Raw genomic sequence first — 26,655 nt, forward strand, 5'->3', positions numbered from 1 at the left:
TGCTGCTCGGAGGAGCGAACTACGCCCCCTTCGCCATTTCCCTCAGCCGAAACTTCTGGATCTTCCCCGTGGAAGTCTTCGGAATCTCGGCAAACACCACCGCCTTCGGCACCTTGAAGCGGGCGAGCAAGCCTCGGCAGTGTTCGATGATCTCCGCCTCGGTCGCACTCTTGCCGGGCTTCAGCTCGACATAGGCGACCGGCACCTCGCCCCATTTCTCGTCGGCGCGGGCGACGACGCCGCAGGAGGCGACGGACGGGTGCTTGTAGAGCGCATCCTCGACCTCGATGGACGAGATGTTCTCGCCACCCGAGATGATGATGTCCTTGGAGCGATCCTTGAGCTGGATGTAGCCGTCCGGGTGCATGACGCCGAGATCGCCGGAATGGAACCAGCCGCCGGCGAAAGCCTCGTCGGTCGCCTTGCGGTTCTTGAGGTACCCCTTCATGACGATGTTGCCGCGGAACATGACTTCGCCGATGGTCTCGCCGTCGGCCGGCGTCTCCGTCATCGTCTCGGGGTTCATCACCGTCAACCCCTCGAGCGCGGCATAGCGCACGCCCTGGCGCGCCTTCCTCGCCGTCCTCGGTCCTTTCTCCAACGCGTCCCACTCATTGTGCCATTCGTTGACGACGGCCGGGCCGTAGGTCTCAGTCAGCCCGTAGAGATGGGTGACGGCAAAGCCGGCGTCGGCCATGCCGGAGAGCACCGCCTCCGGCGGCGGCGCGGCCGCCGTGTTGAAGGTGACGGTCTGAGGGAACTGGCGCTTGTCCTCGTCCTTCGCGTTGATCAGCACCGACATGACGATCGGCGCGCCGCAGAGGTGGGTGACGCCGTGGTCGGCGATCGCGTCGTATATCGGCTTTGCCCGCACCCAACGCAGGCAGACATGAGTGCCGGCCTGCACAGCGAGCGTCCAGGGGAAGCACCAGCCGTTGCAATGGAACATCGGCAGGGTCCAGAGATAGACCGCGTGCTTGGCCATGCCGGCATGGATGGTGTTGGTGTAGGCCATCAGGGCGGCGCCGCGATGGTGGTAGACGACGCCCTTCGGATTGCCGGTGGTGCCGGAGGTGTAGTTGAGTGAGATGGCGTCCCACTCGTCATCGGGCATCGCCCAGGCGAAAGCCTCGTCGCCCGCGGCGACGAAGTCCTCGTAGTCGAGCACGCCGATCCGCCCGCCCTTCGGATAGGGCGCGTCGGCGGCATAGTCGGGGTCGTCGTAGTCGATGACCAATGGCTTGGCCTTGGCCAATGCCAGCGCTTCCTTGACCACGCCCGAGAATTCGCGGTCGACGATCAGCACCTTGGAGCCGGCATGGTCGAGCTGGAAGGCGATGACGGCGGCATCGAGGCGGGTGTTCAGCGAGTGCAGCACCGCCTTCACCATCGGCGCGCCGAAATGTGCCTCCAGCATCGGCGGCGTGTTCGACAGCATCACCGTCACCGTGTCGCCCTTGCCGATGCCGTGCTTCGACAGCGCCGAGGCGAGCTTCAGCGAGCGGCGCCAGAAATCGCGGTAGGAGATGCGCCGGCTGCCATGGATGATGGCGACATGGTCGGGATAGGTCTTGGCCGCCCGCTCCAGATAGGTGAGCGGCGTCAGCGGCTGGTGGTTGGCGGCGTTCCGGTCGAGATCCTGTTCGTAGGGATTGGCCATCCCATCCTCCCAAAAAAGTCTTTTCGAGCTTTCTAACCACTGGTCTGCGATCATGCCATCCCCCCGAACGATCGGGAAATGCTATGATATGAGCGCTCGGTAGAATGGCTGTCTCGATCCGGCCGCGCCGGTAGGCGATTGCACTCAACCACCCAGATTTGACTTTTGTCGAGAGCCGTGACTAATGTCAGCCGAGGAGGCGGCATGGCGATCCGACCGGCAGAACAACTCATCCATAAGGCCGCCTGGCTTTACTATGCGCATGGCCTTCGCCAGGACGAAGTGGCGAACCAGCTCAAGATCTCGCGTGCATCGGTGGCCATGTATCTGCGCAAGGCGCGCGAGACGGGCATCGTCAACATCTCGACCTCGACGCAGCTCTTCACCGACGACGTCATGGCACGCCGGCTGGAGGACGCCTTCAGGCTCGACGCCGTCTGGATCGCGCCGGAAAACGCCTATGTCGCCGATCCGTCGACCGACATCGCGGTGCTGGCGGCGAGCGTCTTCCTCGAATTGGTGAAGAAGGGCGACCGCATCGGCGTCGCCTGGGGCCGCACCGTCTACACCATTGCCGACATCATGTCCTACGCCGACCTGCAGGACGTCACCGTGGTGCAGCTCTGCGGCAATCTCGGCGCGCCCTATTCCTATCGTCCCGACCAATGCACGATGGAGATCGCGCGGCGGCTGAACGCCAAGGGGCTGAATTTCTACGCGCCTTTGGTATTGTCGACCGAGGAACTCGCTCGCGGCCTGCGCGCCGAGCCGGTAATCCGCGACCAGCTTGCCGGCATCAGCGACTGCAATCTGGCGCTCTATTCGGTCGGCGCGGTCGACGCCGACAGCCATCTGGTGAAATGCGGCGCGCTGACGCCGGCCGAAATGACGGCGCTACGCGAGCAAGGTGCAGCCGGCGTTATCGCCGGGCAAGTCATCGACGCCAAGGGCGAAGTGCTCGACTGCAGCTACAACCGGCGGGTCATTTCCGCCGAGCTCGCGTCGCTGCGCGCCATCGGGAAGCGACTGATGGTGGTGCAGGAAGACAGCAAGTTCGAGCCGCTGCTGGCCGCGATAGCCGGCGGGCTCTGCACGCACCTGGTGATCGGCGCACACATGGCCGGGCGTCTTCTGGACCACGCCGGGGCGGCAAGCAAAAAGCCCCTCTAGAAACGACCCTGCCGCGACTGTCATCAAAGCGTCGCGGCTTCCTGTTCATGAGCAAACAAAAAGACGGAATCGGACGGAACGACATGAAGAACCTTTGGAACGACGCCGACGCGGAAAAGATGGTTGCCGACTATGCCAAGAAAGGCGTCGGCGGCGACCTCGCGCTGCGCGTCTACACGACCCGCCTGCTCGGCGGCGAGCCGCGGCTTGTGCTGCATGGCGGCGGCAACACCTCCTGCAAGACCAAGGCGACCGATCTCGTCGGCGACGAATGGGACGTGCTCTGCGTCAAGGGCAGCGGCTGGGACATGGCGGTGATCGAGCCGCAAGGCTTGCCGGCGGTGAAGATGGGCGCGCTCATCAAAGCGCGCGCGCTTGCCGCGCTGTCCGATGAGGACATGGTGGCGCTGCAGCGCTCCAATCTCATCGATCCCGCCTCCCCCAACCCGTCGGTCGAAACACTTCTGCACGCCTTCCTGCCGCACAAATTCGTCGACCATACGCATTCGACCGCGATCCTCGCCATCGTCGACCAGGAAGACAGCAAGGCTCTGGTGGCAAAGGTATTCGGCAGCAAAATGGGTTACGTGCCTTACATCAAGCCGGGCTTCGACCTCGCCAAGGTGGCCGCGGAAGTTTTCGACGCCGACCCGAGCGTCGAAGGCCTGATCCTCGACAAGCACGGCATCTTCACCTTTGGCGACGACGCCCGGCAGGCCTATGACCGGATGATCCACTATGTGAACGTCGCCGAGGAGTATGTCGCCAAAAACGGCAGGCCGCAGGCGGCCAAGGCGGCGCTGCCGGCGAAGCTCGCCAGGCCAAGCGACATCGCGCCGATGCTGCGCGGCGCGGTGGCGGTGGCGCGCGGCGAAGGCCGCTTCGACCGCATGATCAGCGACTTCCGCACGTCGAACGCGATCGTCGATTTCATCAATTCGGCAAAGATCGCCGACTATGCCGGGCGCGGCGTGTCGACGCCCGATCTTTCGATCCGCATCAAGACCGGCCCGATGGCGGTGCCGGCGCCCGACGCCGACAAGCTCGACGACTACAAGGCCGCCATCCGCGACCATGTCGACGCCTTCGCCAAGGACTACCGTGCCTATTTCGAGACCAATGACGTGCTGGACGACGTCAAGCGCACCATGCTCGACCCGATGCCGCGGCTGACGCTGGTTCCCGGTCTCGGCATGTTCGGCCATGGCCGCACGCTGAAGGACGCCAAGATCGCCTCCGATGTCGGCGAGATGTGGATCGAGGCGGTGCGCGGCGCGGAAGCCATCGGCAAATTCCATCCGCTCTGCAAGGCCGACCTCTTCCCGCTCGAATACTGGTCGCTGGAGCAGGCGAAGCTCGCCTCGAACAAGCCGAAGCCGCTGACCGGCCAGGTGGCGCTGATCACCGGCGGCGCCGGCGCGATCGGCGCTGCGACGGCGAAGCTCTTCGCCGCCAATGGCGCGCATGCGGTCATCGTCGACCTCGATCCGGCCAAGGCCGCTGACGCGGCGGAAGCAGCCGGCAACAATTCGATCGGCGTCGGCGCCGACATCACCAACCCGGCCGAGATGCGTGCCGCCTTCGACAAGGCGGTCGCGGTCTATGGCGGCGTCGACATGCTGGTCTCCAACGCAGGCGCGGCCTGGGAAGGCCGGATCGGCGAGCTCGACGATGCGCTTCTGCGCAAGAGCTTCGAGCTCAACTTCTTCGCCCACCAGTCGGCGGCGCAGAACGCGGTCCGCATCATGCTGGAACAGGGCACCGGCGGCGTGCTCCTTTTCAACACCTCCAAGCAGGCGGTCAATCCCGGGCCGAAATTCGGCGCCTATGGCCTGCCCAAGGCGGCGACGCTGTTCCTGTCGCGGCAATACGCGCTGGACTATGGCGCCCATGGCATCCGCTCCAACGCGGTCAACGCCGACCGCATCCGCTCGGGGCTTCTGACCGACGCGATGATCGCCAGCCGTTCCGGCGCGCGCGGCGTCTCAGAGAAGGAATACATGTCCGGCAACCTGCTTGGCCAGGAAGTGACGGCCGACGACGTGGCGCAGGCCTTCCTGCACCAGGCGCTCGCCGAACGCACCACCGCCGACGTGACGACGGTGGACGGCGGCAACATCGCGGCGGCGCTGCGCTGAAGAAGTGAACGACATCCCCGGACTGGTTCGTCGTTTTACGAGAACGACGAACCACTCTCTCTTTGTCCTGACGCGGTTCTCGGACGGAAGCCCGTTTCGCACTTCTGCTGGAAAACTGCTCCAAGCGGTCAAAATCCGCTCAAATCCTTCGCTTATTGCTCGAACAGCTCTAAGGGGGTGCCTTGCGCCTCGTTTACGAGACACAAGAGCTGGAGCTCGTATGCAAGCCAGGGAAGTGCCTTATTTCAGCCAGTGGGAATCGCCCGGCATGACTTTGCCGCTTCTGGCGGAGGGGCCATCGGCGCTCCATCGCGATCCGCTATGGCGCAACTCCGGCGCGGAAACGGTTGAGGACTATGCGCGCTGGGCCGTCAATGTCTGCGGCATGGCCTGCCTTAAAATGATCCTTGCCGCACGCGGCGAAATTCATCCGACGCTCGAGCTCGCCCGCGCCTGCACGGCCTATGGCGGCTATGTCGTCAATGACGGGGGCGGGTCGATCAAAGGGCTGATTTATGAGCCCTTCGTCAGGTTCGTCCGCGAGCGATTCGACCTGCTTGCGGAAACGATGACGAATGTCGACATGGCCGCGGTGCCCGGACTGTTTTCACGGTGGCGCTACTTCATCGCCTCGGTGCACCTCGGCATCCGCTGGCCCGAACGCGAGCCGCCGTCCAAGGGCGGCCATCTGGTGTTGGTAACGGCGGCCTCGCCAGGCGAAATCCGCTTCCACAACCCATCCGGCCACGACCGGCAGAGCCAGGCGGATGTCACGCTGCCGCTCGCCAGCTTCGGCCGCTTTTTCGCCCGGCGCGGCATCGCCGTCGCGTTCTGATCCTGCAACTTGACCATTCCGGAGATATCAATGGCCGAGAAAAGACTGCGTATCGGTGTGCTCTTTGGCGGCCGCTCCGCCGAGCACGAGGTGTCGCTGCTTTCGGCGGCCAATGTCATGCACGCGCTGGATCCGGCGAAATACGATGCGGTTCCGATCTTCGTTACCCGCCAAGGGCAATGGCTGCTGAGCAGCCTCCGGGACGGTGCGCTGGCGACACCGTCAAGCGGGACCGAGATCTGCCTGGTGCCGGGCGGGCATGGACGGATGCTGGCCATTCCGGCCGGCGGGCCACCGCGTGAACTGCCCGCCATCGATGTCCTGTTCCCGGTCCTGCACGGTCTCCATGGCGAGGACGGCGCCACCCAGGGGCTGGCCGAAGTAGCGCAAGTGCCGCTTGCCGGCTGCGGCATCCTGGGTTCGGCCACGGCGCTTGACAAGGATATCGCCAAGCGGCTGCTGAAGGCGGCGGGAGTGCCTGTCGCGCGCTCGGTGACGATCGACAGGGGCACAGCACCTTCCCTCGCCGTGCTGGAAGATCAGCTTGGCCTGCCGCTGTTCATCAAGCCGGCGCGGCAAGGCTCGTCGGTCGGCGTCGCAAAGGTCAATGCCAGCCAGGAATTCGATCGGGCGATCGAGGAAGCCTTCCAGCACGATCGCAAGCTGCTGGCGGAGGAATTCGTTCGTGGCCGCGAGATCGAGTACAGCGTGCTGGAAGATCCCGAAGGCGAACTCTTCGTCTCACGACCGGGGGAGATCGTGCCCGCCGAAAGTCACGGCTTCTACAACTACAATGCCAAGTATATCGACGAAAACGGCGCGGCATTGATCGTGCCTGCGGAACTGCCGCCGGAGGTCGAGCAAGGCATGCGCGACATGGCCGCCAAGGCCTTCAGGGCCGTCGGTTGCGACGGTATGGCGCGTGTCGATTTTTTCCTGATGCCGGACATGACGTTCCTGGTCAATGAACTCAACACCATTCCCGGTTTCACCAACATCAGCATGTACGCCAAGGCGATGGCAGCAAGCGGCGTGAGCTACCCGGAGGTTATCGACCGACTTGTGGCGCATGGACTGGCGCGAGCCGCGCGCTCCATCTGAAACGCGCAAAAAAGAGCGGCCCGAGAGCCGCTCTCTTGTTCGTTTGCTCCAGCGCCTACTTGGCGTTCGGGTTCGGCATCCAGGCGGGCATCGCGACGTCGGCATGGGCGAACTGCGGCAGCTTGGCCGACAGGTCTTCCATGTTCTTGATGTCCTTGTCGACGAGCTCCTTCTGGGTGATCAGCGTCGGCGGCACGATGACGTTGTGGCCGGGATCCTCGCCGGCGAGCAGCTGCGCCAGCGCGCGCACCGAAACCTGGCCGACGACGGCCGGGTTGGTGGCGGCCGTCGCTGCCCAGGCGCTGTCCGGCTCGCGCATCGCGGCGATATCCGAGGTCGAGATGTCGGCCGAGTAGATCTTGATGCCCTTGTTCAGACCCGCCTCGTCGACGGCGATCTTCACGCCCTTGGCGAATTCGTCATACGGCGCGAACATCACCTTGATGTCGGGATGCGCCTGCAGCACCGAACGCGCCTGGTTGGCGACGGAGTTGGCGATCGGGTTGTCGAGCGTGCCGAACATGGCGACCTCGCTGATGCCCGAATATTTCTTCTTCACGTCGACCCAGGTTTCGTTGCGGCGGTCGAGCGGCGCAATGCCGGCGACATAGACATAGCCGGCCTTCCAGGCCTCGCCATTGTCCTTCACCGCCTGCTCGAGAGCGAGCTTTGCCAAGTCGCGGTCGGACTGCTCGATCTGCGGGATCTTCGGGTTCTCGACATTGACGTCGAAGGCGACGACCTTGATGCCGGCGTCGACCGCGCGCTGGGCGGCGTCCTTCATCGATTCCGTCAGTCCGTGCTGGATGATGATGCCCTGCACGCCGAGCGCGATGGCCTGGTCGACCATGTCGGCCTGGAGGGCGGCATCCTGGCGGCTGTCCAGCACGCGCAGGTCGACACCGAGCGCCTTGGCCTGCGCCTCGACGCCGGAGAGATAGGCCTGGAAGAAGTCACCGGTCGAGAGATAGCGCACCAGCGCGATCTTGACGCCGGGCTTGTCGAACGGCGCCGGGCGATCCGCCGCCAATGCCGTGCCCTGCATCAGCAGCGCCGCGCCCGCGAGGCCAAGTGCGGCCTTCCCCAGAAGTCTTCTTGTGATGCTCACGTCGTTTTCCTCCGTTGTTCTGTTCAATGCCCCGGTCGAAACTATCTCTTGCCCCTGCCGGAAAGGGCGAAGGTGAAGACAAGGGCGACGACGAGCACCGCGCCCTTGACGAAATCCTGCGTGTAGTAAGGGGCGTTCATCATCGTCAGGCCCTGCAGCAGGACACCGACGAATACTGCGCCGACGGCCGTGCCGAAGGCGTTGGGCTTGGCGGCGCCGAGCACCGCGTAGCCGATGAGCGCCGCCGCTACTGCGTCGAGCAGCAGATTATTACCCGAGGCGATGTCGCCGCGTCCAAGCCGGGCGGCGAGCAAAATCCCGCCGATCGAGGCAAAAACTCCCGAAATGACATAGGCCCAGATTTTGTATGCCTTGACAGGGGCGCCGGCGAGTTCGGCGGCGCGTTCGTTGCTGCCGACGGCGTACATCATGCGGCCGAAGCGGGTGTATTCGAGGAAGAACCAGATCAGCACCGCGAGCACGACGAGCACCACCACGGAAACCGGGATCAGGCTCGGGATGAAGAAGTCGATGCGGTGGCGGCCGAGCGCCAGGAAGGCTTCCGAGAACTTGCCGTTGGCGACCGAGCCGTCGGGCATCGTCATGCCGGTGGCGATCGAGCGGCCCTCGGTCGGGATGCGCTGCAGGCCGAGCAGCAGGAACATCATGCCGAGCGTCGCCAAGAGATCGGGCACGCGCATATAGACGATCAGCCAGCCATTGATAAGGCCGACGACCACGCCGATGACCAGGCAGGCGATGACGGCGACGATGGCATTCTGCTCCAGCACCACCATGGCGTAGGAGGCGGCCATCATGGCGCTGGTGGCGACCGATCCTATCGACAGGTCGAAGCCGCCGACGACGAGCGTCGCGGTGACACCGAGCGCCAACACGCCGGTGATCGCCACCGACTGGAAAATGAAGACGGCGCTCTGCGGCGAGACGAACCCGTCGGCGGCGATCGCGAAATAGGCGATCAACCCGACCAGAAGGACGATGAAACCATAGCGGATGGCATAGTCACGCAATGTCATCGAACGCTCCCGCGCTGTTGCCCTCTCCGCCAAACTGGAACTCATGCATGCACTCCAAGTATCGTCATCGGTCGACCTCACGCCGCGCTGTGCAGCGGCCCGCCGGCGACTTGCGCCAGCAGCCGGTCGAGATCGATGCCATCATTCCTGTGCTCGCCGACGATCGTCTGTTCCGACATCACCAGGATGCGGTCGGCGGTCTCCAGCGCCTCGTCGATCTCGGTGACGAAGAGGAGCGTCGCGCGGCCGTCGGCGCTCGCCCTCAGCTTGGCCGCGATGTCGCGCCGGGCCGAGATGTCGACGCCCTGGAACGGCTCGTCGAGGATGAACAGGCGCGAGGGCTGCGACATCCAGCGCGCCACCATCACCTTCTGCTGGTTGCCGCCGGACAGCGCCGAGAGCTCGTCCTTTTCCGAACGACAGACGATGCCGAGCTCGCGGATCTGGCGGCGGGCGGCGGCGCGCTCGGCGCGGCGCTTCACGACACTGAGGCCCGACATGCGCTTGAGGAACGGCAGGCTGATGTTGCGCTCGATGTTGAAGCCGCCGACGATGCCACTGTCGGCGCGGTCCTTGGCGACGAGGAAGACGCCGGCGGCGATCGCTTCGCGCGCCGAGTGTGGCGCGTAGGGCCTGCCGTCCATATGCATGGTGCCGGCCAGCGGCCTGCGCACGCCGAACAGCGTTTCGGCCAGCGCCGTCTTGCCGACGCCGACGAGACCGGTAATCGCCACCACCTCGCCAGCGCCGAGCGTCATCGAGATCGGCTTGGCGCCCTGCGCCAGCTGAAGTCCTTCGGCTGTGAAGACGGCGCGCGCCGAATTTCTGGCGACGACCTGGTCGAGGTGGATCTTGCGGCCGAGCATGGCATTGACGGCGCCCTCATAGTCGAGCGGCTTCCGGTCGAAGACGCCGGAGATGACGCCGTCGCGCATCGAGACGATGCGGTCGGCAAGGCGCCGGATGTCGGACATGCGGTGCGAGATGTAGAGGATCGCGACACCCTGCCCGCGCAACCGGTCGATCAGCGAAAACAGCCGGTCTGCTTCGGCGCTCGATAGCGAGGAGGTCGGCTCGTCGAGGATCAGCACCTTAGGCTGGTGCGCCATGGCGCGGGCAATGGCCACCATCTGCCGGTCGGCGAGCGATAGGTCGGCGACACGCGCCCTGAGGTCGATGGCGAGGCCCATGCGGTCGGCGACGGCCCTTGCCTCGGCGCGAACATTGGCAGGCTTGAACAGCAGCGATGCGCCCTTGCCGCTCAACCGGTCGAGCGTCAGGTTGGTGGCGACGTCGAGATCGGCCACCACGCCGTCGTTGATGTTCTGATGCACGGTGACGACGCCGGCGCGGATGGCTTCCGCCGGCGTGACGGGATCGAATGCCTGGCCGGCAAGCCGCATCGCGCCGCCGCCGCGCTCGTAGACGCCGCTGATGATCTTGACGAGCGTGGACTTGCCGGCGCCGTTGGCGCCCATCAGCACGGTAACCTCACCGGCATGCAATTCGACCGAGATGCCGCCAAGCACCTCGTTCTGGCCGAAGGATTTCCTCAGGCCCTCCACACGGAACACGGCATCTGCGCCCATTCGTTCCTCCCTGGCCATGACGCTATGGGCTCACTCGTCAATTGTCAACACGATTGACAATTGCCAGAGCGCTACCTTAGCTTGGCCCCGCCGCCGTGGCTCCGCTATCGTTGGCGACCCACGAGCAGGAGGGGAGAGGATGACCGAGAAGAAGCCTTTCGAAGCATTGTCGGTGGAGACGCTGCCGAAGCGCCTTGGCGGAAACGCGGCGCTGACCGAGCGCATCGGCAAGGACGCCGGCCGCTGGAAGGTACGCGAGGTCGGCGACGGCAATTTGAACCTCGTCTTCATCGTCGAGGGCGACAAGGGCGCGGCGGTGGTCAAGCAGGCGCTGCCCTATGTGCGGTTGGTCGGCGACAGCTGGCCGCTGCCCTTGAAGCGCTCCTTCTTCGAATATCATGCCCTGACCAGGCAAGAGCGCCGAGCGCCCGGCTCGGTGCCGGCGATCTACCATTTCGATGAGACGCAAGCGCTGATCGTGATGGAGTATCTGGCGCCGCCGCACGTCATTCTCAGGCGGGCGCTGATCGACGGACGCGAGCTGCCGAATATCGCGCGCGATATCGGCCTGTTCATGGCCCGCACGCTGTTTCGCGGCTCGGACCTGTCGATGGCGGCGCGCGAGCGCAAGGCCGATCTCGCTTTATTCGCCGACAATGTCGAGCTCTGCGACATCACCGAGAACCTGGTTTTCTCCGACCCCTATTTCGACGCCGAGATGAACCGACACACCAGCCCGCAGCTCGACGGCCTGGTGGCCGAGCTGCGCGCCGACCGCGACCTCAAGGTCGAAGCGCAGCGGCTGAAACATCTCTTCGCCGCCAATGCCGAGACGCTGCTGCATGGCGACCTGCATTCCGGCTCGATCATGGTCACCGACGCCGAGACCCGGATGATCGATCCGGAGTTCGCCTTCTACGGCCCGATCGCCTTCGACGTCGGCATGCTGCTCGCCAATTTCTGGATGGCCTACTTCTCGCAGCGCGGCCATGAGGAGAACGGCAGCCGGGATTCGATGCGCGCCTATCTGCTCAGGGTCACGGCCGAAACCTGGGCGGTATTCCGCGCCGAGTTCTCGCATCTGTGGCGAACCGAGCGCACCGGCATGCTCTACCAGAAGAGCCTGTTCGAGGATCAGGGCGACCGCCTGGGCGCCGAACAGGCGCTCGACCATATGCTTGGCGGCATCTGGACCGACCTGCTGGGCTTTGCCGGCATCGAGGTGCACAGGCGCATCCTCGGCCTCGCCCACAACGCCGATTTCGAGACCATTGCCGATCAAGACCTGCGCGCCACATGTGAGGCCAAGGCACTGCGCTTCGGCCGCCACATCGCCGTCAACCGGCATCGGATCCACAGCATCGACGAGGTCAACACCTTGGCCGCGCTGATCGAACAGGAGAGCAGAATTTGAACGTCGGCGAGCGCCACTACCGCACCATCTGGCTCAGCGACGACAAGCGTTCGGTCGAGATCATCGACCAGCGCTGGCTGCCGCATGAGTTCCGCATCGAGACGATCGGAACAGTTGCCGGCATCGCCACCGCGATCCGCGACATGTGGGTGCGCGGCGCGCCGCTGATCGGCGTCACCGCCGCCTATGGCGTCGCCATCCAGATGACGGACGATCCTTCAGACGAGGCGCTCGACGCGGCGTGGGAGACGCTGCACAAAACGCGGCCGACGGCGATCAACCTGCGCTGGGCGCTGGACGAGATGCGGCGGTTTCTCAGGCCGCTGGCGCCCGAACAGCGCGCCGAAGCCGCCTATCGGCGCGCCGCCGAGATTGCCGACGAGGATGTCGGGCTGAACCGCGCCATCGGCGAGAACGGGCTCGCCATCATCAAGGCGATCGCGGCGAAGAAGAAGCCGGGCGAGACTGTCAACATCCTCACCCATTGCAACGCCGGCTGGCTGGCGACGGTCGACTACGGCACCGCCACCGCGCCGATCTATCTCGCTGCGGAAGCCGGCATCCCGGTCCATGTCTATGTCGACGAGACCAGGCCGCGCAATCAAGGCGCCCAGCTGACCGCCTGGGAGATGGCCGGCCACGGCGTGCCGCATACGCTGATCGTCGACAATGCCGGCGGCCACCTGATGCAGCACGGCGACATAGACATGGTGATCGTCGGCACCGACCGCACCACCGCCAATGGCGACGTCTGCAACAAGATCGGCACCTATCTCAAGGCTTTGGCCGCCGCCGACAATGACGTGCCCTTCTATGTCGCGCTGCCCTCGCCCACCATCGACTGGACTGTGGCCGACGGGCTTGCGGAAATTCCGATCGAGGAGCGCTCCGGCGACGAAGTTTCGCTGGTCTGGGGCAAGACGGCCGACGGCAAGGTCGCGCAAGTGCGCGTCTCGCCGGATGCGACGCCGGCGGCCAATCCCGCCTTCGACGTGACGCCGGCAAGGCTGGTGACCGGGCTGATCACAGAGCGCGGCGTGGCGAAGGCTTCGCGCGAGGGGCTGAGGGCGATGTTTCCGGAGCGGGGATAATTTCCCCCCTCGAGGGGGAGATGTCGCCGAAGGCGACAGAGGGGTCGCTGCGCGTGGAGGGCCGACGCCCTTGCGGACGTGAAGAAGAAGTTGGCGCTCCACGCGCAGCGACCCCTTCTGGCCTGCCGGCCATCTCCCCCTCAAGGGGGGAGATCACAGCTCCAGCGACGGCGTCGATTGACATCAGTAATGCACTCTCCCATACACACCGGGTCAATGTTCTCAGGGCGGGGTGAAAGTCCCCACCGGCGGTAAGGGTCTCGACCCAAGCCCGCGAGCGCCTCCCGGCAACGGGAGGGTCAGCAGATTCGGTGTGATTCCGGAGCCGACGGTTACAGTCCGGATGGAAGAGAACGTACGCAAGGACGGCCCGCTCGCGCGGGCCGGTTTTTTTGCGTCGTGCGTCCTGATTCTGGTTCGAAACGGAAGGAAGGACCCATGAATCAGCATTTCCCCAAAGACCATGCATACCGTCGCGTCGCCGTCATCCGTGCGCGCTGGCACGCCGATATCGTCGACCAGTGCGCGACGGCTTTCGAGGCGGAGCTTGCCGCCCTCGGCGGCTTTGCCGTCGATGTCTTCGACGTGCCGGGCGCCTACGAGATCCCGTTGCACGCCAAGACGCTCGCCGAGACCGGCCGCTACGTCGCGATCCTCGGCACCGCCTTCGTCGTCAACGGCGGCATCTATCGGCACGATTTCGTCGCAAGCGCCGTCATCGACGGCATGATGAACGTGCAGCTCGCGACCGGCGTGCCGGTGCTGTCGGCCGTGCTGACGCCGCACAACTACCATGAGAGCGCCGAGCACCACCGTTTCTTCCACGAGCATTTTCGGGCGAAGGGCAAGGAAGCGGCGAAAGCCTGCGTCGAAATCCTTGCCGCGCGCGCACGCATCGCCGCCTGAGCAACCGGTGCACCAGAACTAAACCGATTTGGATTTCAGGGCCGCAACGAGAGTGGTTGCGGTGCGTCGGAAATCCGGCCAGAAGCAACGGGCCGTCCGCCTGGGCGGCCTTTCAAACACGGCTCGAACCAGATACGGGAGACTATTCGTTGGCTCGCATCACACTGAGACAATTGCTCGACCATGCCGCCGAACACGGCTATGGCGTGCCTGCCTTCAACATGAACAATATGGAACAGGGGCTTGCCATCATGGAGGCGGCCGAGGAGACCAAGTCGCCGGTCATCCTGCAGGCCAGCCGCGGCGCCCGCGCCTACGCCAATGACGTTGTGCTGGCCAAGCTGATCGAAGCGCTGGTCGAGATCCACCCCGACATCCCGGTCTGCATGCATCTCGACCACGGCAACAACGAAGCGACCTGCGTCACCGCGATCCAGTACGGCTTCACCTCGGTGATGATGGACGGCTCGCTGAAGGAGGACGGCAAGTCGCCTGCCGACTATGCCTATAATTCCGGCATCACCCGGCGCGTCGTCGACATGGCGCATTGGGGCGGCGTCTCGGTGGAAGGCGAGATCGGCGTGCTCGGCTCGCTGGAGAGCGGCGGCGGCGAGCAGGAAGACGGCCACGGCGTCGAAGGCGCGATCAGCCACGACCAACTGCTCACCGACCCTGTGCAGGCCGAGCAGTTCGTGCGCGACACCCACGTCGATGCGCTGGCGGTCGCCATGGGCACCAGCCACGGCGCCTACAAGTTCTCGCGCAAGCCGGACGGCGCGGTGCTGGCGATGAACGTGATCGAGGAAATCCATCGCCGCCTGCCCAACATGCATCTCGTCATGCACGGCTCGTCCTCGGTGCCAGAGGAGCTGCAGGAGATCATCAACAAATATGGCGGCCAGATGAAGCCGACCTGGGGCGTGCCGGTGGAAGAGATCCAGCGCGGCATCAAGCACGGCGTGCGCAAGATCAACATCGACACCGACAACCGCATGGCGCTGACCGGCGCGATCCGCAAGGTGCTGACCGAGAATCCGTCGGAATTCGATCCGCGCAAATATCTGACGCCGGCCATGGCGGCGATGAAGAAGCTCTGCAAGGAGCGTTTCGAGCAGTTCGGCACCGCCGGCAACGCACCGAAGATCAAGCCGATCCCGTTGTCGGACATGGCCAAGCGCTACAAGTCGGGCAGCCTCGACCCGAAGTTCGGCTGAGTTGGGGCGATCTCGCGATCCGGACGACACCGGGCAGGAGCCGACAAGGTTCCTGCCCGTTTTCGTCGTTCCGGCGCATGCTTACGCGCCGCGCAAAAACTCGATCACCATCGCCGCAGTCCAGGTGAAGCGGCCGCCGCCGAGCGGCGCGCCGCTCTTCGGGTCATAGTATTCGGCAAAGCCGCTTTCCGTGATCAAGTCGAGGCTGGAGCGGGTGATGCGGCGGGCGACCTCACCGTGGCCGGCAGCGAGAAGTCCGTCGGCGATCATGTAGTTGACCACCAGCCAGACCGGACCGCGCCAGTAGCGCCTGGCGTCGAAGCGCGGGTCGGCGGGATCGTGCGACGGCACGATAAAGCGCGCCGTGCCGGCCAGGCGCTCAACGGTTGCCGCAAGCGCGGCGGCGCGGGCCTCGGGGATGGCTGCGAAGGCCGGCAGGATGCCGCTGACGGAGGCGCTGTCGACGGGCTTTCCCGTGACGCGGTCGAGGCAGAGATACTGGCCATGCGCCTCGCTCCACAGCCGCTCGATCGCCGCAAGGCCTTTTTGGGCGCGGGCGCGATTGGCATCGGCGATCTCCATTTCGCCGAGCACCTCTGCGAGATCGGCGAGGTCAACGCAGGCGCGGATCAGGATGGCGTTGAAGCCGGGATCGACGATCTGGAACGGCGAGGCGTCGTGCAGCCGGGCATTGTCCCAGCCAAGCCCGCGAAAATGCTGCACCAGCCAGAGATAGCGATCGTACTGCGCCTTGGTCGGCCGATGCGCCGGATCGGCATGCAGGATGTCCCGGCGGGTGTAGGGTTCGATACCTTCGGTCGGCACGCGCTCGAAAGCGTCGTCCCAGTCGATCGAGTTGTCGCGGCCGGACTCCCAGGGGTGGATGATCGCAACCAGCCCTTCGCCCTTGGGATCCCGGTTCTCATAGAACCACCGGTGCCAGGCATCGATCTTGGGCAGCAGCCTGCGAGCCCGCTCCACGGCAAGCTTATTGTCGCGCGCCCGGTCGAACAGCCGGCGCACGGCAAAGCCGGCGACGGCCGGCTGGGTGATGCCGGAGGTGGCGGTCGGGCGACCGGTGCGCCAGACCTCGGGCCCGGGAAAGTAGCCATCGTTCCAGACATGGAAGACGATGTGGGGAACCATGCCGTCGGGCCATTGGTGTGCGAACAGCGTTTCGATCTCGGTCCAGGCACGCGCCTCGTCATAGTGGGCGAGGCCGAGCGCCGTGAGGCAGGAATCCCAGTTCCACTGGAACGGATAGAGCCCCTTCGTCGGGATGGTGTAGTCGCCGTGGTCGTTTTCCTTCAGCACCTCGACGGCGCGGGCGATGATGTCTTGGGCAGTGGAGGCTGTCATGGCAGATCGAGGTCTTTCAGAGGGCATTGGTGGTTTCAGGGTCGAACCAGCGGATGCGGTCAGGCTTGGGGGCGAGCCGCAGGCGGTCGCCAACGGCAACGGCGGCGTTGGAGTCGAGCACGGCGCGGAACAGGCCGCCTTCGACGTCGCAGGTGATCAGCGTGTGCGGGCCGAGGGGCTCGATGACGCGCACGGTGGCGTGCAGACCCGCCTCGCCGGCATCGACGTCCTCGGGGCGGATGGCGAATTCGATCTTCTGCCTGTCCGACTTCGGACCGGGCAGCGTCAGCCCGGCGACGCTCCAGCCGCCATTCGCGGCCTTGGTGGCGGGCAGGAAATTCATCGGCGGGTTGCCGATGAAGGAGCCGACGAAGCGAGCGGCCGGATTGCGATAGACTTCTACCGGCGAGGCGGCCTGGACGATCCGGCCCTGATGCATGACGGCGATGCGGTCGGCGAGGCTCATCGCTTCGACCTGATCGTGGGTGACGTAGATGGTCGTGGTTTTCGAGGCCGCCAGCACGCCTTTGAGCTCGGCGCGCATTTCCAGACGCAGCAGCGCATCGAGATTGGACAGCGGCTCGTCCATCAGAATGACGTCGGGCTCCATGGCGAGCGCGCGGGCAACCGCGACGCGCTGGCGCTGGCCGCCCGAAAGCTGACCCGAGTAGCGCTTCAAGAGCTGCTCGATATGCATCAACTCTGCGGTGCGGTTGACGCGGCGCTCGACGTCGCCCTGCGGCAGCTTCTTCATGCGCAGACCGAAGGCGATGTTCTCGAACACGGTCAGATGCGGAAAGACGGCATAGTTCTGGAACACCATGGCGATGCCGCGGTCGCGCGGCGGCAGATGATCGACGCGGCGGCCGCCGATCCAGACCTCGCCTTGGCTCGGCGTCTCCAGCCCGGCGACGATCCTCAGCAGCGTGGTCTTGCCGCAGCCGGAGGCGCCGAGCAACACCATGAATTCCTGGTCGGCGATGGCGAGGTCGACCTGATGCAGCGCGGTGAAGCCGCCGAAGCGCTTGGCGACTCCCTTTATGGCGATTTCAGCCATGGGTGTTCTCCCTGCCCTGTGTCATCGGTTGGCGATCCCCCACATGGCGAACAGATATTTCCGGACGGCGAAGATGAAGATCAGCGCCGGCACGACCAGCGCCGCGCCACCGGCGAATTTGAGATAGAGCGGCGACTCGCCGAGGCTCTGCAGCAGGAAGGCGGTCAGCGTGCGGTTCTCGATGGTGAGCACGGCGGCGGCGAAAACCTCGTTCCAGGAGATGGTGAAGGCGAACACGGCGGACGCGGCTATGCCTGGCAGCGCCAGTGGCAGGATCACCTTGCGAAAGGCCTGCCATCGCGTGCAGCCGAGTGTCCAGGCAGCCTCCTCCAGTTCGACCGGAATGCCGGAAAACAGCGAGAAGGTGATGAGCACCGCGAAAGGCAGCGCCAGCGTGGTGTGCACCAGCGCCAGTCCGATCGCGGTGTCGTCGAGCCCGGTGCGGATGAACATCACCGCCAGCGGCAGCGCGAGCAGCGGCAGCGGGAAGGCGCGGGTCATCAGCACCAGGAAGCGGAACGTGCCCTTGCCTGGGAAATCGAAGCGCGACAGCGCGTAACCCGCCGGCGCGCCGAAGCCGATAGACAGGATCATCGTCAGCGTGGCGACGAGAACCGAGTTCCACAGCGCCCTGGCGACGCCGGCGAAATTGATGAAGAAAGTGAGGCTGCCGAGATCGAAGGATGGAAAGAAGCGCTTGGGGAAAGCGGTCACCTCTTGCGGCGACGACAGTGCGTTGACGATCAACAGATAGATCGGCAGCAGCACCCAGACGCAAAGCAGGATGGCGGTGGCGAAGAGCAGCCAGCCGCCGGCCTTGCGCGCATCGGCGGTTGCAGCCGTGACAGGCGCTTCGGCTACGGCGCTCATATGCGCGCCTCCTTCATATCCGTGCCTCCTTGGGGACGCGCAGCACTCTCAGGAAGAACAGCGTGAAGCCGATCGAGATGGCGAGGATGAGCAGCGCCGAGGCGGCGGCGACGTTGCGGTCCTGCAGCGTGAATTGCCAGTTGTAGGTCTCGCCCATCAGCACCGGCAGATTGGTGCCGCCAAGTGCTGCAACGACGGCAAAGACCTCGAAGGCGAGGATGACGCGTAGGATGATCGCCGTCTGTAGGCTGGGGCGCAGCAGCGGAAGCGTGATGCGCACGAAGCGCTTCCATGGGCCGGCGCCGAAGACTTCCGCCGCCTCGTAATATTCCTTGGGGATCAGCCCCATGCCGGCGACGAGGATGACCATCATGATCGCGGTGGCGCGCCAGATCTCGGCCAGCGCCACGGCGATGAAGATGGTGAGCTTGCTCTGGTAGCCGAGGAACATGATCGGCCGGTCGACGATGCCGAGGCCGGAAAGCAGCGTGTTGAGGAAGCCGGACTGGTCGAAGATCGCAAGCCAGATCAGGCCGGCGGCAAGGTCGGAAATGCCGAGCGGTATGGCGAAGATGTAAAGCGCGGCGCTGCGCCCGGTCTCCAGCCGCGACACGATGCTCGCCATCAGCAGCGCCATGGCGAGCTGGATCGGCACGACGATTGCCGCAAGCAGCAGCGTGTTGCGGACGGTGGCCGGAAACTTCCAGCTGCCGGCCATGGTGCGAAAATTGTCGAACGTGAAGGCGCCGTCGCGGGTCACCGCCTCGAAGGCGACCAGCACGAAGGGGTAGAGGAAGAAGACGCACAGGAACAGCGTCGCCGGCATCAGCAGCAGATAGGGCAGAGCCTTGCCGTTCATGGTGTTTATCCTTTGCGCGCCGCAGTCGAGGGCCGCGGTCCGGGCGCCCGGAGCACAAGCTCCGGGCACCCCTTGGGAGGATTTCTGGTGAGGGCTAGTCGACCGGGCAAGCGCCCTCGGACGGTTTGTCCGGTGCCCAGCACGGCGCCTTGGCCTGGTCGATGATCGCCTTGAGCGCGGCCGCCTGCTCTTCGAGCACGCCATGCACGTCCTCGCCGCCGAGCACGATGCGCTCGAAGCTGTCGGTGTAGACCTGGTTGAACTTGCCGCCGAGATCGCCGAGACCCATCGGCAGCAGCGCCGGCAGCGCATCGGGGGCGCCGGTCATGGCGGCGATGGCCGGACCGAACGCCTTCACCGAGGCCGGCATGTCGTCAGGCAGCTTGACGTCGACGACAGGGAAGAAATTGGTCGCCTTCAGCGTCGCGATCTGCGTCTCCGGTTTCAGCATGTAGGCGACCAGCGCCTTGGCCTTGTCGATGTCCGGCGAGGTCTTCGGGATGGCGACGCCGGCCACCACCGGCATGAAGCCGCGGCCGGCGGGACCGGCCGGCGCCGGGAAGGCGACGAAGTCGCCGGGCTTCTGATTGAAGGCGTCGGCGAGGCGGGCGACGTGGTCGAACGCAATCCACACCTCGCCGCTCAGCAGCGGCTCCTGCATGAAGGCGTAGTTGGTCGAGTTCGGGTTGGTGTACTGCCACAGCTCCTTGAACTTGTTCCAGGCGGTTTCGGCTTCGGGCGAGCGGAACTTGGTCACCATCGAGCCGGTATAGGAGGGATAGAGAAAACCCTCGAAGAAGCGGTGCCTCAGCCCCTTGGGCCCGGCCGGAAAGCCGAATTTCGGCGAGCCGGTCTTTTCGGCGATGGTCTTCGACCATTCGATCAGCTGGTCGTAGGTGATGGTGTTGAGATCGACGCCCGGCGGCAGATATTGCAGCGCCTGCTTGTTCGCCGCCATCAGGTAGGCGGCCTGCATCCAGGGCATGTATTTCTGCTCGCCGGTGCCGAGCATGCCGAGCTTCTTGTAGGCCTCGTTGACCTTGACCCCTCCGACATCGACGGCGGACAGGTCGACCAGGTTGGCGCCGACGGTGGAGAAGTCGCCATGCAGGCCGCCGAGCAGGCCGATGGTGCCGGAGCCGGCCTGCAATTCGGCCTGCAGGCGGGTGAGCCAGGGGCCGTCCTCGGCAACCTGATAGTCGACCGGACCGTCGAAGCCTTTCAGCACCTCGTCACGCATCTTCTGCGTTTCCTCGACCGGGCGCGCCTGGGTCGACCAGAACAGCACCTGCTGCGCCTGGGCGCCGCCAACGGCAAAGGACAGTGCCAGCGCAGCACCCGCCAGTTTCCTCAACATGGTCTTCATGCTCTTCCTCCCTGGGTTGGCGCCGTCATGTCGGCGTCAGTTTCTTGTTCGCGGCGCGGGTCCATGGCTCGCCCTTGGCACCAAGGTCGGCCGTATCAGCCGCGTCAGCGGCTCGGCCGGCCTGTCGACAATGACGGTGAGCAGCATGTCGGCGATCTCGCGCGCACACTGGCGGATCGAAGCGTCGAACGTGGTCAGGCCGGGCGGCGCATAGGCCGAGGCAAGGACGTTATCGAAGCCGATGACGGAGAGGTCGCGCGGCACAGTGAGGCCGGCGCGCGCCGCCTCCTCCATGACCGTCAGCGCCAGCTCGTCGAACAGGGCGACGATCGCGGTCGGGCGGTCGGGACCCTGCAGCATGCGGTTGACGGCCTGGATGCGGGCGCCGCGATCGAAGCGCGGCGCGGTCGCCACGTCGAGCCGCACCGATGGATCGCCGCGACGGGCGATGGCGGCGGCGAGACCGTCCTGCCTGAGATGCCTGAAGGTCATCGGCTCGGAAATCGTCACCAGGCCGAAATGGCGGTGGCCGAGATCGTAGAGCATGTCGAAGGCTTCGCCGAAGGCATGGGCGCCATCGGTGTCGAGCCAATTGTAGGCAAAGTCGCTGTCGAGCAGCCGGCCATGGGCGACGAACGGAAAGCCGCGCTGGCGCAGATAGGCGAGCCGCTCGTCGATCTCGGCGATGCGGGTGACGACGACGCCGTCGGCGCGCCCGGATTCGACGACATGGCGCAGCACGGCAAGCTCGGCCTGATCCTGCGCTGCGGTGGCGAGAATGAGGTCGGCGCCATGCGCCACCAGCCCCTCGCCGAGTCCGGTGACGAACTCGCCGAGGAAGGAATCGACCAGGTTCGGACCGCGGATCGGCAGCACCAGACCGATGAAGCCGCTGCGGCCAGAAACCAGCGTGCGTGCCGCGGTGTTGGGGACATAGCCAGCCTGGCGCGCCGCCTGGGCAACGCGCTCGCGCGTCTTCAGGGCGATCTGCTGATGGCCCGCAAGCGCCCTCGATACCGTCGTGATCGACAAGCCGAGGCTGGCCGCAAGCTCCTTCAGCGTGGTGACACGGGCCGGCAATCGTTCCTCCCGAATGTAGTGTTGAAACGTTTGTAATCGGCTTTTATGGAATTGCAAACGTTTTAAATTTTGCAATCAGGCGTCGAGGATCAAGCCGCGCCCTTGTGGAATTGCTCTGGGCGCTGCAAGTCGGGGAGCCCCGACCCGAAGTTCGGCTAAACCACCATCTCCCGCGGGACCGGCTGAAATCCGTCGCGAGAGGCCATCCGCCACTCCGCCAGGACGAATTCGGCGGAACTTCACGCCGGCGAATCGGTTCCTGTGCTGACACCTTCCTCGCCCCATCCGCAGGCAAGGAGCAGATCATGAGCAAGGATCGCGACAAGGAAGGCCCGGTCTTTTCCGGGCAGGACGTGCGCCAAGGCGAAATCATCCTGCGCACACGCGCAAGGCGTATCATCTTCATCGCCGGGCTCGTTGGCGTCGTCGTGCTGGCACTGGTGCTGAGCATCGTCGTCCGATGAAGGACCGTTCGCGCTTACGGAATCGAGCTGCGCCGGCCACGGAACCATCGGCGGCCAAGCCCAGTTGAACATTCCAGACGCAACGGAGGGCGCCCTGGCTGCCCTGACGGACGATGTTCGAGCCGCTTTGCTGCGACATGCCGCTTCATCCGACCTGGCCGGATCTCGCCGCGCGGCTGCTGGCGACACTGGTCGCAGGTTTTCTCATCGGTTTGAACCGCGAAGCGCGCGGCCACTCCGCCGGGCTGCGCACGACCATACTGGTCGGCCTTGCGGCTTGCGTCGCCATGGTCCAGGCCAACATGCTGCTCGATGTGTCCGGCAAAGCGCCGGACTCCTTCGTGCGCATGGACGTGATGCGTTTTGCGCTCGGCGTGCTCACCGGCGTCGGCTTCATCGGCGGCGGCACCATCCTGAGGCGCGGCGATCTCGTCACCGGCGTCACCACCGCCGCCACCATGTGGATCGTGACGATGATCGGGCTGGCCTTCGGCGGCGGTCAGTTCGGCCTCGCCGCAATCGCGACCGTTCTAACGCTGGTGACCCTGCAGGCCCTGAAATGGGTCGATTTGAAGATTTCTCGCGACCACAAGGCGATCCTGTCGGTCTCATGGCCGAAGAGTTCGCCGCCCGACATTGGGGACATGGTGCGCCCGCTCGGCTACGACGCACGCTTCGTCGGCATGGAGCACGATACCGACCGCAACTGCTTCGTGTTTTCCTTCGACGTTCAATGGAAGCAGCCCGAAGCGGTCGAGCCTTCGACGGACGTGCTGGCGGTGATCGCCGAGCACTGCGCGGTCGAGCGCTTCGAGGTGATTGGCGAGAAGCCGTTTTGATCGTCGACCGGCAGGCTTACTCGGCGGCGTCTGGCGTCTCGGCGTCGGCGCGAATGAGCTTGATATCCGCTCCCGCCGCCCAGGCGCCAATGTCCTCTCGGCGCAGCGCCGCCGCCATCATGTCGGGGAAGTGATCGGGCGTGCAGGCAAAGACCGGGATACCCAGCGCGGCGACCGAACCGGCCATCGACGGATCGTAGCCGGGGCGGCCCTGATCGGTGAGGGCGAGCAGCACGATGACATTGACGCCGGACCGGACGAGCGCGGCCAGTCTTTGCAGAAGCTCCTGGCCGTTGCCGCCTTCGTAGAGATCGGTGATCAGCACGAAATGCGCCTTGGTCGGCCGTTCGATGCGCCCGGCGCAATAGGCGACCGCCTGGTTGATGTCGGTGCCGCCGCCGAGCTGGACGCCGAACAGCACTTCGACCGGATCGCTGAGCTCTTCCGTCAGGTCGACGATCGCGGTGTCGAAGCAGACGAGTTTTGTGCGCACGACCGGCAGCGAAGCCATGACGGCGGCGAAGATCGACGCATAAATCACCGAACTTGCCATTGAACCTGACTGGTCGACGCATAAAGTCACCTCGTCGAGGTCGACAAGCCGGCGCTGGCGACGCATGAAGCCGACCAGCTTTGCCGGCACCACGGTCTTGTGGTCCGGCTGATAGTGGCGAAGGTTGGCCGCGATGGTGCGCGGCCAGTCGATGTCGCGCTGCCGCGGCCGGTTGGTGCGCCGCGAGCGGTCGAGCGCGCCGCGGATCGCCTCGGCGGTCTTCTGCTCCAGGCGCTGCATCAGCTTGGCGACGATGTCGGAAATGATGGAGCGGGCGATGTCCTTGGTCTTCTCCGGCATAGCCGAGCGCAGCGAGACCAGGTCGGCGACGAGATTGACGTCGGCCTCGATCGCCTTGAGGAACTCCGGCTCCATCAGCATCTGCTTCAGGTTCAGCCGCTCGAAGGCGTCCTTCTGCACGACCTGGACGACCTGTTCGGGAAAGAACGAGCGGATATCGCCCATCCATTGCGCGACACGCGGCGCCGAGCGGCCGAGCCCGCCGCGCCGCTTGCGCGGATCGCCGGCCGCCTCGCCATCGCCATAGAGCGCGTCGAGCGCCGCCGACAGCCGGCGGTCCTCGGCCGAGAGCGCAGAGGAAGTTTCATCGTCGGCGCCGATCGCCAGGCGCCAGCGGCGCTCTCGTTTGTCTTGCGTCGAATTGAGGTCCGGGCCGACCGTTTCATCATCCATGGCCGGCCTCCCCCGCAAGCAGCTTGCCGATGATGCCGAGATGCCGGCGCCAGGCCTCGCCGCCGTCCGGCGCCGGCATCAGGCCGGCGGGGAGGCTCGCCCGGCGGCCAAGCACGGCCTCGATCAGGCGGCGGCGCTCCATGCTGTCGAGATTGGAAAAGACGCGGCGCAGCAAGGGCAGATGCGCCACGAACGCCTCTTCGTCGAGCGATGCCAGCCATGCATCGACGGCGCCGCGCAGGCCCCCGTCATAGATCAGCCTCTGGCCGGCGCCGCTGAAGAAGCCTTCGAAGAAAGCGGCGGCCTCGATGACCAGCGTTCCGGGCGACAGGCGCTTCGCCAGAAGGTCGGCGGTGGCTTCGGCCGAGAGCCGCCCGGCCTCGTAGAGCAGGTGCGCGGCACAGCCGGCGACGAGCGCCGTCGAGCGCGACGAATCGAGCACGGCCGTCAGGCCGTTCCGCCACGCCTCCAGGACATGTTCGTCCGGCTCCACCAGCCTGATTGCCTCGTCGGCCTTGCGCAGCGCGCCCATCAGCGCCGCGGCTGCCTGAGCGTCGAGGTCGCGCGCCGCGTAAGGCAGCGCGATCGAGCCTTCGATGATCAGCCGTTCCAAGAGGCCGGCAAGGCGCTCGGTCTCGGTCTTGCGCGCTTCGCCGTAGCGGATGATGTCGGCCAGCGGCGGCACCGAGGCCAGCAGCTCCAGGCATTCGCTGCTGTGCGCCGCCTTTTCCTCGAGCGCGGCGAGGCCGGCCGCGGACGCCTCGCTCAAGGCGGCCGTGATCGCGCTCTGGACCAGCGCAGCCAGAGCGTCGAGCGCTGTGGCCGCGCCGATCATCTGGACAAGGCGGCCGTTGGCGGCCTTCTCGATGGTCGGCCCGTAGATCAGGTTTTCGACCAGGCGCACGGCATATTCCGGCTGCCAGGCCAGCATCCAGCGCTCGCGGAACGTGCCGCGGCTGCGGCCGACATCCGTCAGCCTGCCCCAGTTCACGCCAAGCACGTTCAGACGGTGCAGCAGCGTCGAGCGGAAGAGTCCGCTGTCGCTGCGCAGGTCGATGGACAGTTCCCGCTCAAGCGCCTCTGGTTTCAGCCTGGCGGCTTTCTGGTTGCGCTGCAGGTCGTCGATCAGCGGCGCAAGCGGCGTGTCGGCCGGGATCTCGCCGACATCGGCGCCGAGCAGCAGTTCGGCCTCGACCATCTTCCACAGCAGGGCCTCGCCGTTGAAAAGGGCTGAAATCGAGGCATCGCGCAACTCCTCGAAGCCCGGCTTCGGCCGTTCGCGGATGGCGGCGAGCGCACGCGCCAGACGCTCCGCTTCGATCAGCGACGCCGTCGAGATCATGTGGCCCTTGGCGCGGAGTACCGCGGCGATCTGCGCGAGCCACAGAACCGAGGCGTCGTCCTGCCCCCGCGTCTGCCACAGATGCTTGCACCAGCCGGGCGCGACGACGCCGGCGCCGTAGCCATGGCCCAGCGCCAGGCGCGGTCCAGTCCACGGCGCATAAGTCATCGTGGTCTTGCGCCGGCCGATGCCCCTGAGCAGCGCCTGGTCGCTCTTTTGTGTGTGCGCGGCCCGCAAGGCCGGCACATGCCAGGCGCCACAGACGACGGCCAGCGGTCCGTCGAACTCCTTGCGCGCGGCCGCGATTTCCAGCCGCATATGCGCCTCGCGCATAGCCTCGAACTTGCCGATCGCGCCCTCGCCGTCGCGCAGCGTCGTCATCGCGTCGGCGATGGCCGCGAAGATCGGGCCAGGATCAGGGTTCTGCTCGATGATATCCGACCACCAGCTTTCGCCGTCCTCATAGCCGGCGGCGCGCGCCAAGGTGCCTATCGGATCCTGGATGCGCGTGGTCTCTTCGCTCTGCGCTTCCGTGACTTCGGCCTCGGCGGCATCGGCGTCGGTCGATCCTTCAGGCGCCTTCTCCGCAAGCCTCGCGGCCGACGGAAGATCGATGAAGCGCAGCGCCGCCTTGTTGGCGACGGCCCAGCATGCTGCCTGATATTCCGGCGAGAATTCGGCGAACGGCCAGAAGCTGGTCGCGGCTGGGTCGTCCTCCGGATAGCAGAGCAGAGCCACCGGCGGCCTCATCTCGGGGCTGGCAAGCAGCGGCAGCAGCGCCGACGCGTCCGCCGGCCCCTCGATCAGCACGGCGACCGGCTGAAATTCCTGCAACGCCTTGACCAGGCTCGCGGCAGAGCCCGGCCCGTGATGGCGTATGCCGAAATAGCTGATGCCGCGCTCAGTCATG

Annotated in this window: 22 protein-coding genes and 1 riboswitch; of the genes, 10 read left to right on the plus strand and 12 right to left on the minus strand. The window is 65.5% G+C overall.

The genetic code is table 11. The features are described 5' to 3' along the window. Nucleotides 1-19: 19 nt before the first annotated feature. Nucleotides 20-1,660 carry an acyl-CoA synthetase gene (locus tag QAZ22_RS29355; RefSeq protein WP_278204405.1) on the minus strand — a complete coding sequence of 547 codons (1,641 nt, stop codon included), beginning with the start codon at nt 1,658-1,660 and terminating at the stop codon, nt 20-22. A 204-nt stretch (nt 1,661-1,864) separates the two neighbouring features. Between QAZ22_RS29355 and QAZ22_RS29360 the strand changes: the two genes are divergently transcribed. The 4 genes from QAZ22_RS29360 to QAZ22_RS29375 all read left to right on the plus strand — a co-directional run bounded on the left by QAZ22_RS29360 (nt 1,865) and on the right by QAZ22_RS29375 (nt 6,904). After that, complete coding sequence (locus tag QAZ22_RS29360; protein WP_278204406.1) at nt 1,865-2,830, plus strand: sugar-binding transcriptional regulator; 966 nt, start codon at nt 1,865-1,867, stop codon at nt 2,828-2,830. Between the two features lie 83 nt (nt 2,831-2,913). Next, a complete protein-coding gene (locus tag QAZ22_RS29365) occupies nt 2,914-4,968 on the plus strand; it encodes a bifunctional aldolase/short-chain dehydrogenase (RefSeq protein ID WP_278204407.1) in 2,055 nt (684 codons plus the stop codon). Between the two features lie 220 nt (nt 4,969-5,188). Further along, nucleotides 5,189-5,803: a hypothetical protein gene (locus QAZ22_RS29370; RefSeq protein WP_278204408.1), complete on the plus strand. Its 615-nt coding sequence runs from the start codon at nt 5,189-5,191 to the stop codon at nt 5,801-5,803. Nucleotides 5,804-5,827: 24 nt separating this feature from the next. Next, a complete protein-coding gene (locus tag QAZ22_RS29375) occupies nt 5,828-6,904 on the plus strand; it encodes a D-alanine--D-alanine ligase family protein (protein ID WP_278207980.1) in 1,077 nt (358 codons plus the stop codon). A gap of 55 nt (nt 6,905-6,959) precedes the next feature. On the opposite strand, the gene QAZ22_RS29380 is transcribed toward QAZ22_RS29375, so the two are convergent. From QAZ22_RS29380 to QAZ22_RS29390, 3 genes are all read right to left on the minus strand, one after another. Further along, on the minus strand, nt 6,960-8,012 hold the full coding sequence (locus QAZ22_RS29380; RefSeq protein ID WP_278204409.1) for a substrate-binding domain-containing protein: 1,053 nt from the start codon (nt 8,010-8,012) through the stop codon (nt 6,960-6,962). Nucleotides 8,013-8,053: 41 nt separating this feature from the next. After that, nucleotides 8,054-9,049 carry an ABC transporter permease gene (locus QAZ22_RS29385; RefSeq protein WP_278204410.1) on the minus strand — a complete coding sequence of 332 codons (996 nt, stop codon included), beginning with the start codon at nt 9,047-9,049 and terminating at the stop codon, nt 8,054-8,056. A 77-nt stretch (nt 9,050-9,126) separates the two neighbouring features. Then, the gene (locus tag QAZ22_RS29390) at nt 9,127-10,638 is read right to left on the minus strand and encodes a sugar ABC transporter ATP-binding protein (protein WP_278204411.1); all 1,512 of its coding nucleotides are present in this window, start codon (nt 10,636-10,638) and stop codon (nt 9,127-9,129) included. A 139-nt stretch (nt 10,639-10,777) separates the two neighbouring features. Between QAZ22_RS29390 and mtnK the strand changes: the two genes are divergently transcribed. From mtnK to fba, 4 genes are all read left to right on the plus strand, one after another. Beyond that, nucleotides 10,778-12,052 carry an S-methyl-5-thioribose kinase gene (mtnK, locus tag QAZ22_RS29395; protein ID WP_278204412.1) on the plus strand — a complete coding sequence of 425 codons (1,275 nt, stop codon included), beginning with the start codon at nt 10,778-10,780 and terminating at the stop codon, nt 12,050-12,052. Then, nucleotides 12,049-13,143: an S-methyl-5-thioribose-1-phosphate isomerase gene (gene mtnA / locus QAZ22_RS29400; protein WP_278204413.1), complete on the plus strand. Its 1,095-nt coding sequence runs from the start codon at nt 12,049-12,051 to the stop codon at nt 13,141-13,143. Before mtnK ends, mtnA begins: the two co-directional genes overlap by 4 nt. Nucleotides 13,144-13,357: 214 nt before the next feature. After that, a riboswitch (FMN riboswitch) is annotated at nt 13,358-13,502 on the plus strand. A 79-nt stretch (nt 13,503-13,581) separates the two neighbouring features. Then, nucleotides 13,582-14,049: a 6,7-dimethyl-8-ribityllumazine synthase gene (locus QAZ22_RS29405; protein ID WP_278204414.1), complete on the plus strand. Its 468-nt coding sequence runs from the start codon at nt 13,582-13,584 to the stop codon at nt 14,047-14,049. 149 nt (nt 14,050-14,198) lie between these two features. After that, nucleotides 14,199-15,263: a class II fructose-bisphosphate aldolase gene (fba, locus tag QAZ22_RS29410; RefSeq protein WP_278204415.1), complete on the plus strand. Its 1,065-nt coding sequence runs from the start codon at nt 14,199-14,201 to the stop codon at nt 15,261-15,263. An 81-nt stretch (nt 15,264-15,344) separates the two neighbouring features. On the opposite strand, the gene QAZ22_RS29415 is transcribed toward fba, so the two are convergent. The 6 genes from QAZ22_RS29415 to QAZ22_RS29440 form a co-directional block, all read right to left on the minus strand. Beyond that, nucleotides 15,345-16,622, minus strand: coding sequence for a trehalase family glycosidase (locus tag QAZ22_RS29415; RefSeq protein WP_278204416.1), 1,278 nt, complete (start codon nt 16,620-16,622; stop codon nt 15,345-15,347). 16 nt (nt 16,623-16,638) lie between these two features. Then, the gene (locus QAZ22_RS29420) at nt 16,639-17,679 is read right to left on the minus strand and encodes an ABC transporter ATP-binding protein (protein WP_278204417.1); all 1,041 of its coding nucleotides are present in this window, start codon (nt 17,677-17,679) and stop codon (nt 16,639-16,641) included. A gap of 21 nt (nt 17,680-17,700) precedes the next feature. Further along, on the minus strand, nt 17,701-18,549 hold the full coding sequence (locus QAZ22_RS29425; protein WP_278204418.1) for a carbohydrate ABC transporter permease: 849 nt from the start codon (nt 18,547-18,549) through the stop codon (nt 17,701-17,703). Nucleotides 18,550-18,562: 13 nt separating this feature from the next. Next, nucleotides 18,563-19,408, minus strand: coding sequence for a sugar ABC transporter permease (locus QAZ22_RS29430; protein ID WP_278204419.1), 846 nt, complete (start codon nt 19,406-19,408; stop codon nt 18,563-18,565). A gap of 94 nt (nt 19,409-19,502) precedes the next feature. Next, nucleotides 19,503-20,774, minus strand: a complete 1,272-nt coding sequence (locus tag QAZ22_RS29435) for an ABC transporter substrate-binding protein (RefSeq protein ID WP_278204420.1) — start codon at nt 20,772-20,774, stop codon at nt 19,503-19,505. Nucleotides 20,775-20,810: 36 nt separating this feature from the next. Continuing rightward, nucleotides 20,811-21,854 (minus strand): substrate-binding domain-containing protein, encoded by a 1,044-nt coding sequence (locus tag QAZ22_RS29440; RefSeq protein ID WP_278204421.1) that lies wholly within the window; start codon nt 21,852-21,854, stop codon nt 20,811-20,813. Nucleotides 21,855-22,159: 305 nt separating this feature from the next. Here QAZ22_RS29440 and QAZ22_RS29445 point away from each other — a divergent pair, with 305 nt between their 5' ends. Next, on the plus strand, nt 22,160-22,318 hold the full coding sequence (locus tag QAZ22_RS29445; protein WP_278204422.1) for a peptide ABC transporter permease: 159 nt from the start codon (nt 22,160-22,162) through the stop codon (nt 22,316-22,318). Between the two features lie 113 nt (nt 22,319-22,431). Then, on the plus strand, nt 22,432-23,157 hold the full coding sequence (locus QAZ22_RS29450) for an MgtC/SapB family protein (RefSeq protein WP_278204423.1): 726 nt from the start codon (nt 22,432-22,434) through the stop codon (nt 23,155-23,157). Between the two features lie 16 nt (nt 23,158-23,173). On the opposite strand, the gene QAZ22_RS29455 is transcribed toward QAZ22_RS29450, so the two are convergent. Together QAZ22_RS29455 and QAZ22_RS29460 are read right to left on the minus strand one after the other, a co-directional pair. Further along, nucleotides 23,174-24,403 (minus strand): VWA domain-containing protein, encoded by a 1,230-nt coding sequence (locus QAZ22_RS29455; protein ID WP_278204424.1) that lies wholly within the window; start codon nt 24,401-24,403, stop codon nt 23,174-23,176. Next, nucleotides 24,396-26,654: a DUF5682 family protein gene (locus tag QAZ22_RS29460; protein ID WP_278204425.1), complete on the minus strand. Its 2,259-nt coding sequence runs from the start codon at nt 26,652-26,654 to the stop codon at nt 24,396-24,398. The genes QAZ22_RS29455 and QAZ22_RS29460 overlap by 8 nt, the downstream gene beginning before the upstream one ends. Nucleotide 26,655 lies beyond the last annotated feature (1 nt).

The organism is Mesorhizobium sp. WSM4906, assembly GCF_029674625.1.
Lineage (GTDB): Bacteria > Pseudomonadota > Alphaproteobacteria > Rhizobiales > Rhizobiaceae > Mesorhizobium.

Bases quoted from the DNA above. Each gene is read 5' to 3' on its own strand.
- QAZ22_RS29355 (WP_278204405.1), bottom strand. From the start codon at position 1,660: ATGGCCAATCCCTACGAACAGGATCTCGACCGGAACGCCGCCAACCAC.
- QAZ22_RS29360 (WP_278204406.1), top strand. From the start codon at position 1,865: ATGGCGATCCGACCGGCAGAACAACTCATCCATAAGGCCGCCTGGCTT.
- QAZ22_RS29365 (WP_278204407.1), top strand. From the start codon at position 2,914: ATGAAGAACCTTTGGAACGACGCCGACGCGGAAAAGATGGTTGCCGAC.
- QAZ22_RS29370 (WP_278204408.1), top strand. From the start codon at position 5,189: ATGCAAGCCAGGGAAGTGCCTTATTTCAGCCAGTGGGAATCGCCCGGC.
- QAZ22_RS29385 (WP_278204410.1), bottom strand. From the start codon at position 9,049: ATGACATTGCGTGACTATGCCATCCGCTATGGTTTCATCGTCCTTCTG.
- QAZ22_RS29390 (WP_278204411.1), bottom strand. From the start codon at position 10,638: ATGGGCGCAGATGCCGTGTTCCGTGTGGAGGGCCTGAGGAAATCCTTC.
- mtnK (WP_278204412.1), top strand. From the start codon at position 10,778: ATGACCGAGAAGAAGCCTTTCGAAGCATTGTCGGTGGAGACGCTGCCG.
- QAZ22_RS29405 (WP_278204414.1), top strand. From the start codon at position 13,582: ATGAATCAGCATTTCCCCAAAGACCATGCATACCGTCGCGTCGCCGTC.
- QAZ22_RS29415 (WP_278204416.1), bottom strand. From the start codon at position 16,622: ATGACAGCCTCCACTGCCCAAGACATCATCGCCCGCGCCGTCGAGGTG.
- QAZ22_RS29420 (WP_278204417.1), bottom strand. From the start codon at position 17,679: ATGGCTGAAATCGCCATAAAGGGAGTCGCCAAGCGCTTCGGCGGCTTC.
- QAZ22_RS29425 (WP_278204418.1), bottom strand. From the start codon at position 18,549: ATGAGCGCCGTAGCCGAAGCGCCTGTCACGGCTGCAACCGCCGATGCG.
- QAZ22_RS29430 (WP_278204419.1), bottom strand. From the start codon at position 19,408: ATGAACGGCAAGGCTCTGCCCTATCTGCTGCTGATGCCGGCGACGCTG.
- QAZ22_RS29435 (WP_278204420.1), bottom strand. From the start codon at position 20,774: ATGAAGACCATGTTGAGGAAACTGGCGGGTGCTGCGCTGGCACTGTCC.
- QAZ22_RS29445 (WP_278204422.1), top strand. From the start codon at position 22,160: ATGAGCAAGGATCGCGACAAGGAAGGCCCGGTCTTTTCCGGGCAGGAC.
- QAZ22_RS29450 (WP_278204423.1), top strand. From the start codon at position 22,432: ATGTTCGAGCCGCTTTGCTGCGACATGCCGCTTCATCCGACCTGGCCG.
- QAZ22_RS29455 (WP_278204424.1), bottom strand. From the start codon at position 24,403: ATGGATGATGAAACGGTCGGCCCGGACCTCAATTCGACGCAAGACAAA.
- QAZ22_RS29460 (WP_278204425.1), bottom strand. From the start codon at position 26,654: ATGACTGAGCGCGGCATCAGCTATTTCGGCATACGCCATCACGGGCCG.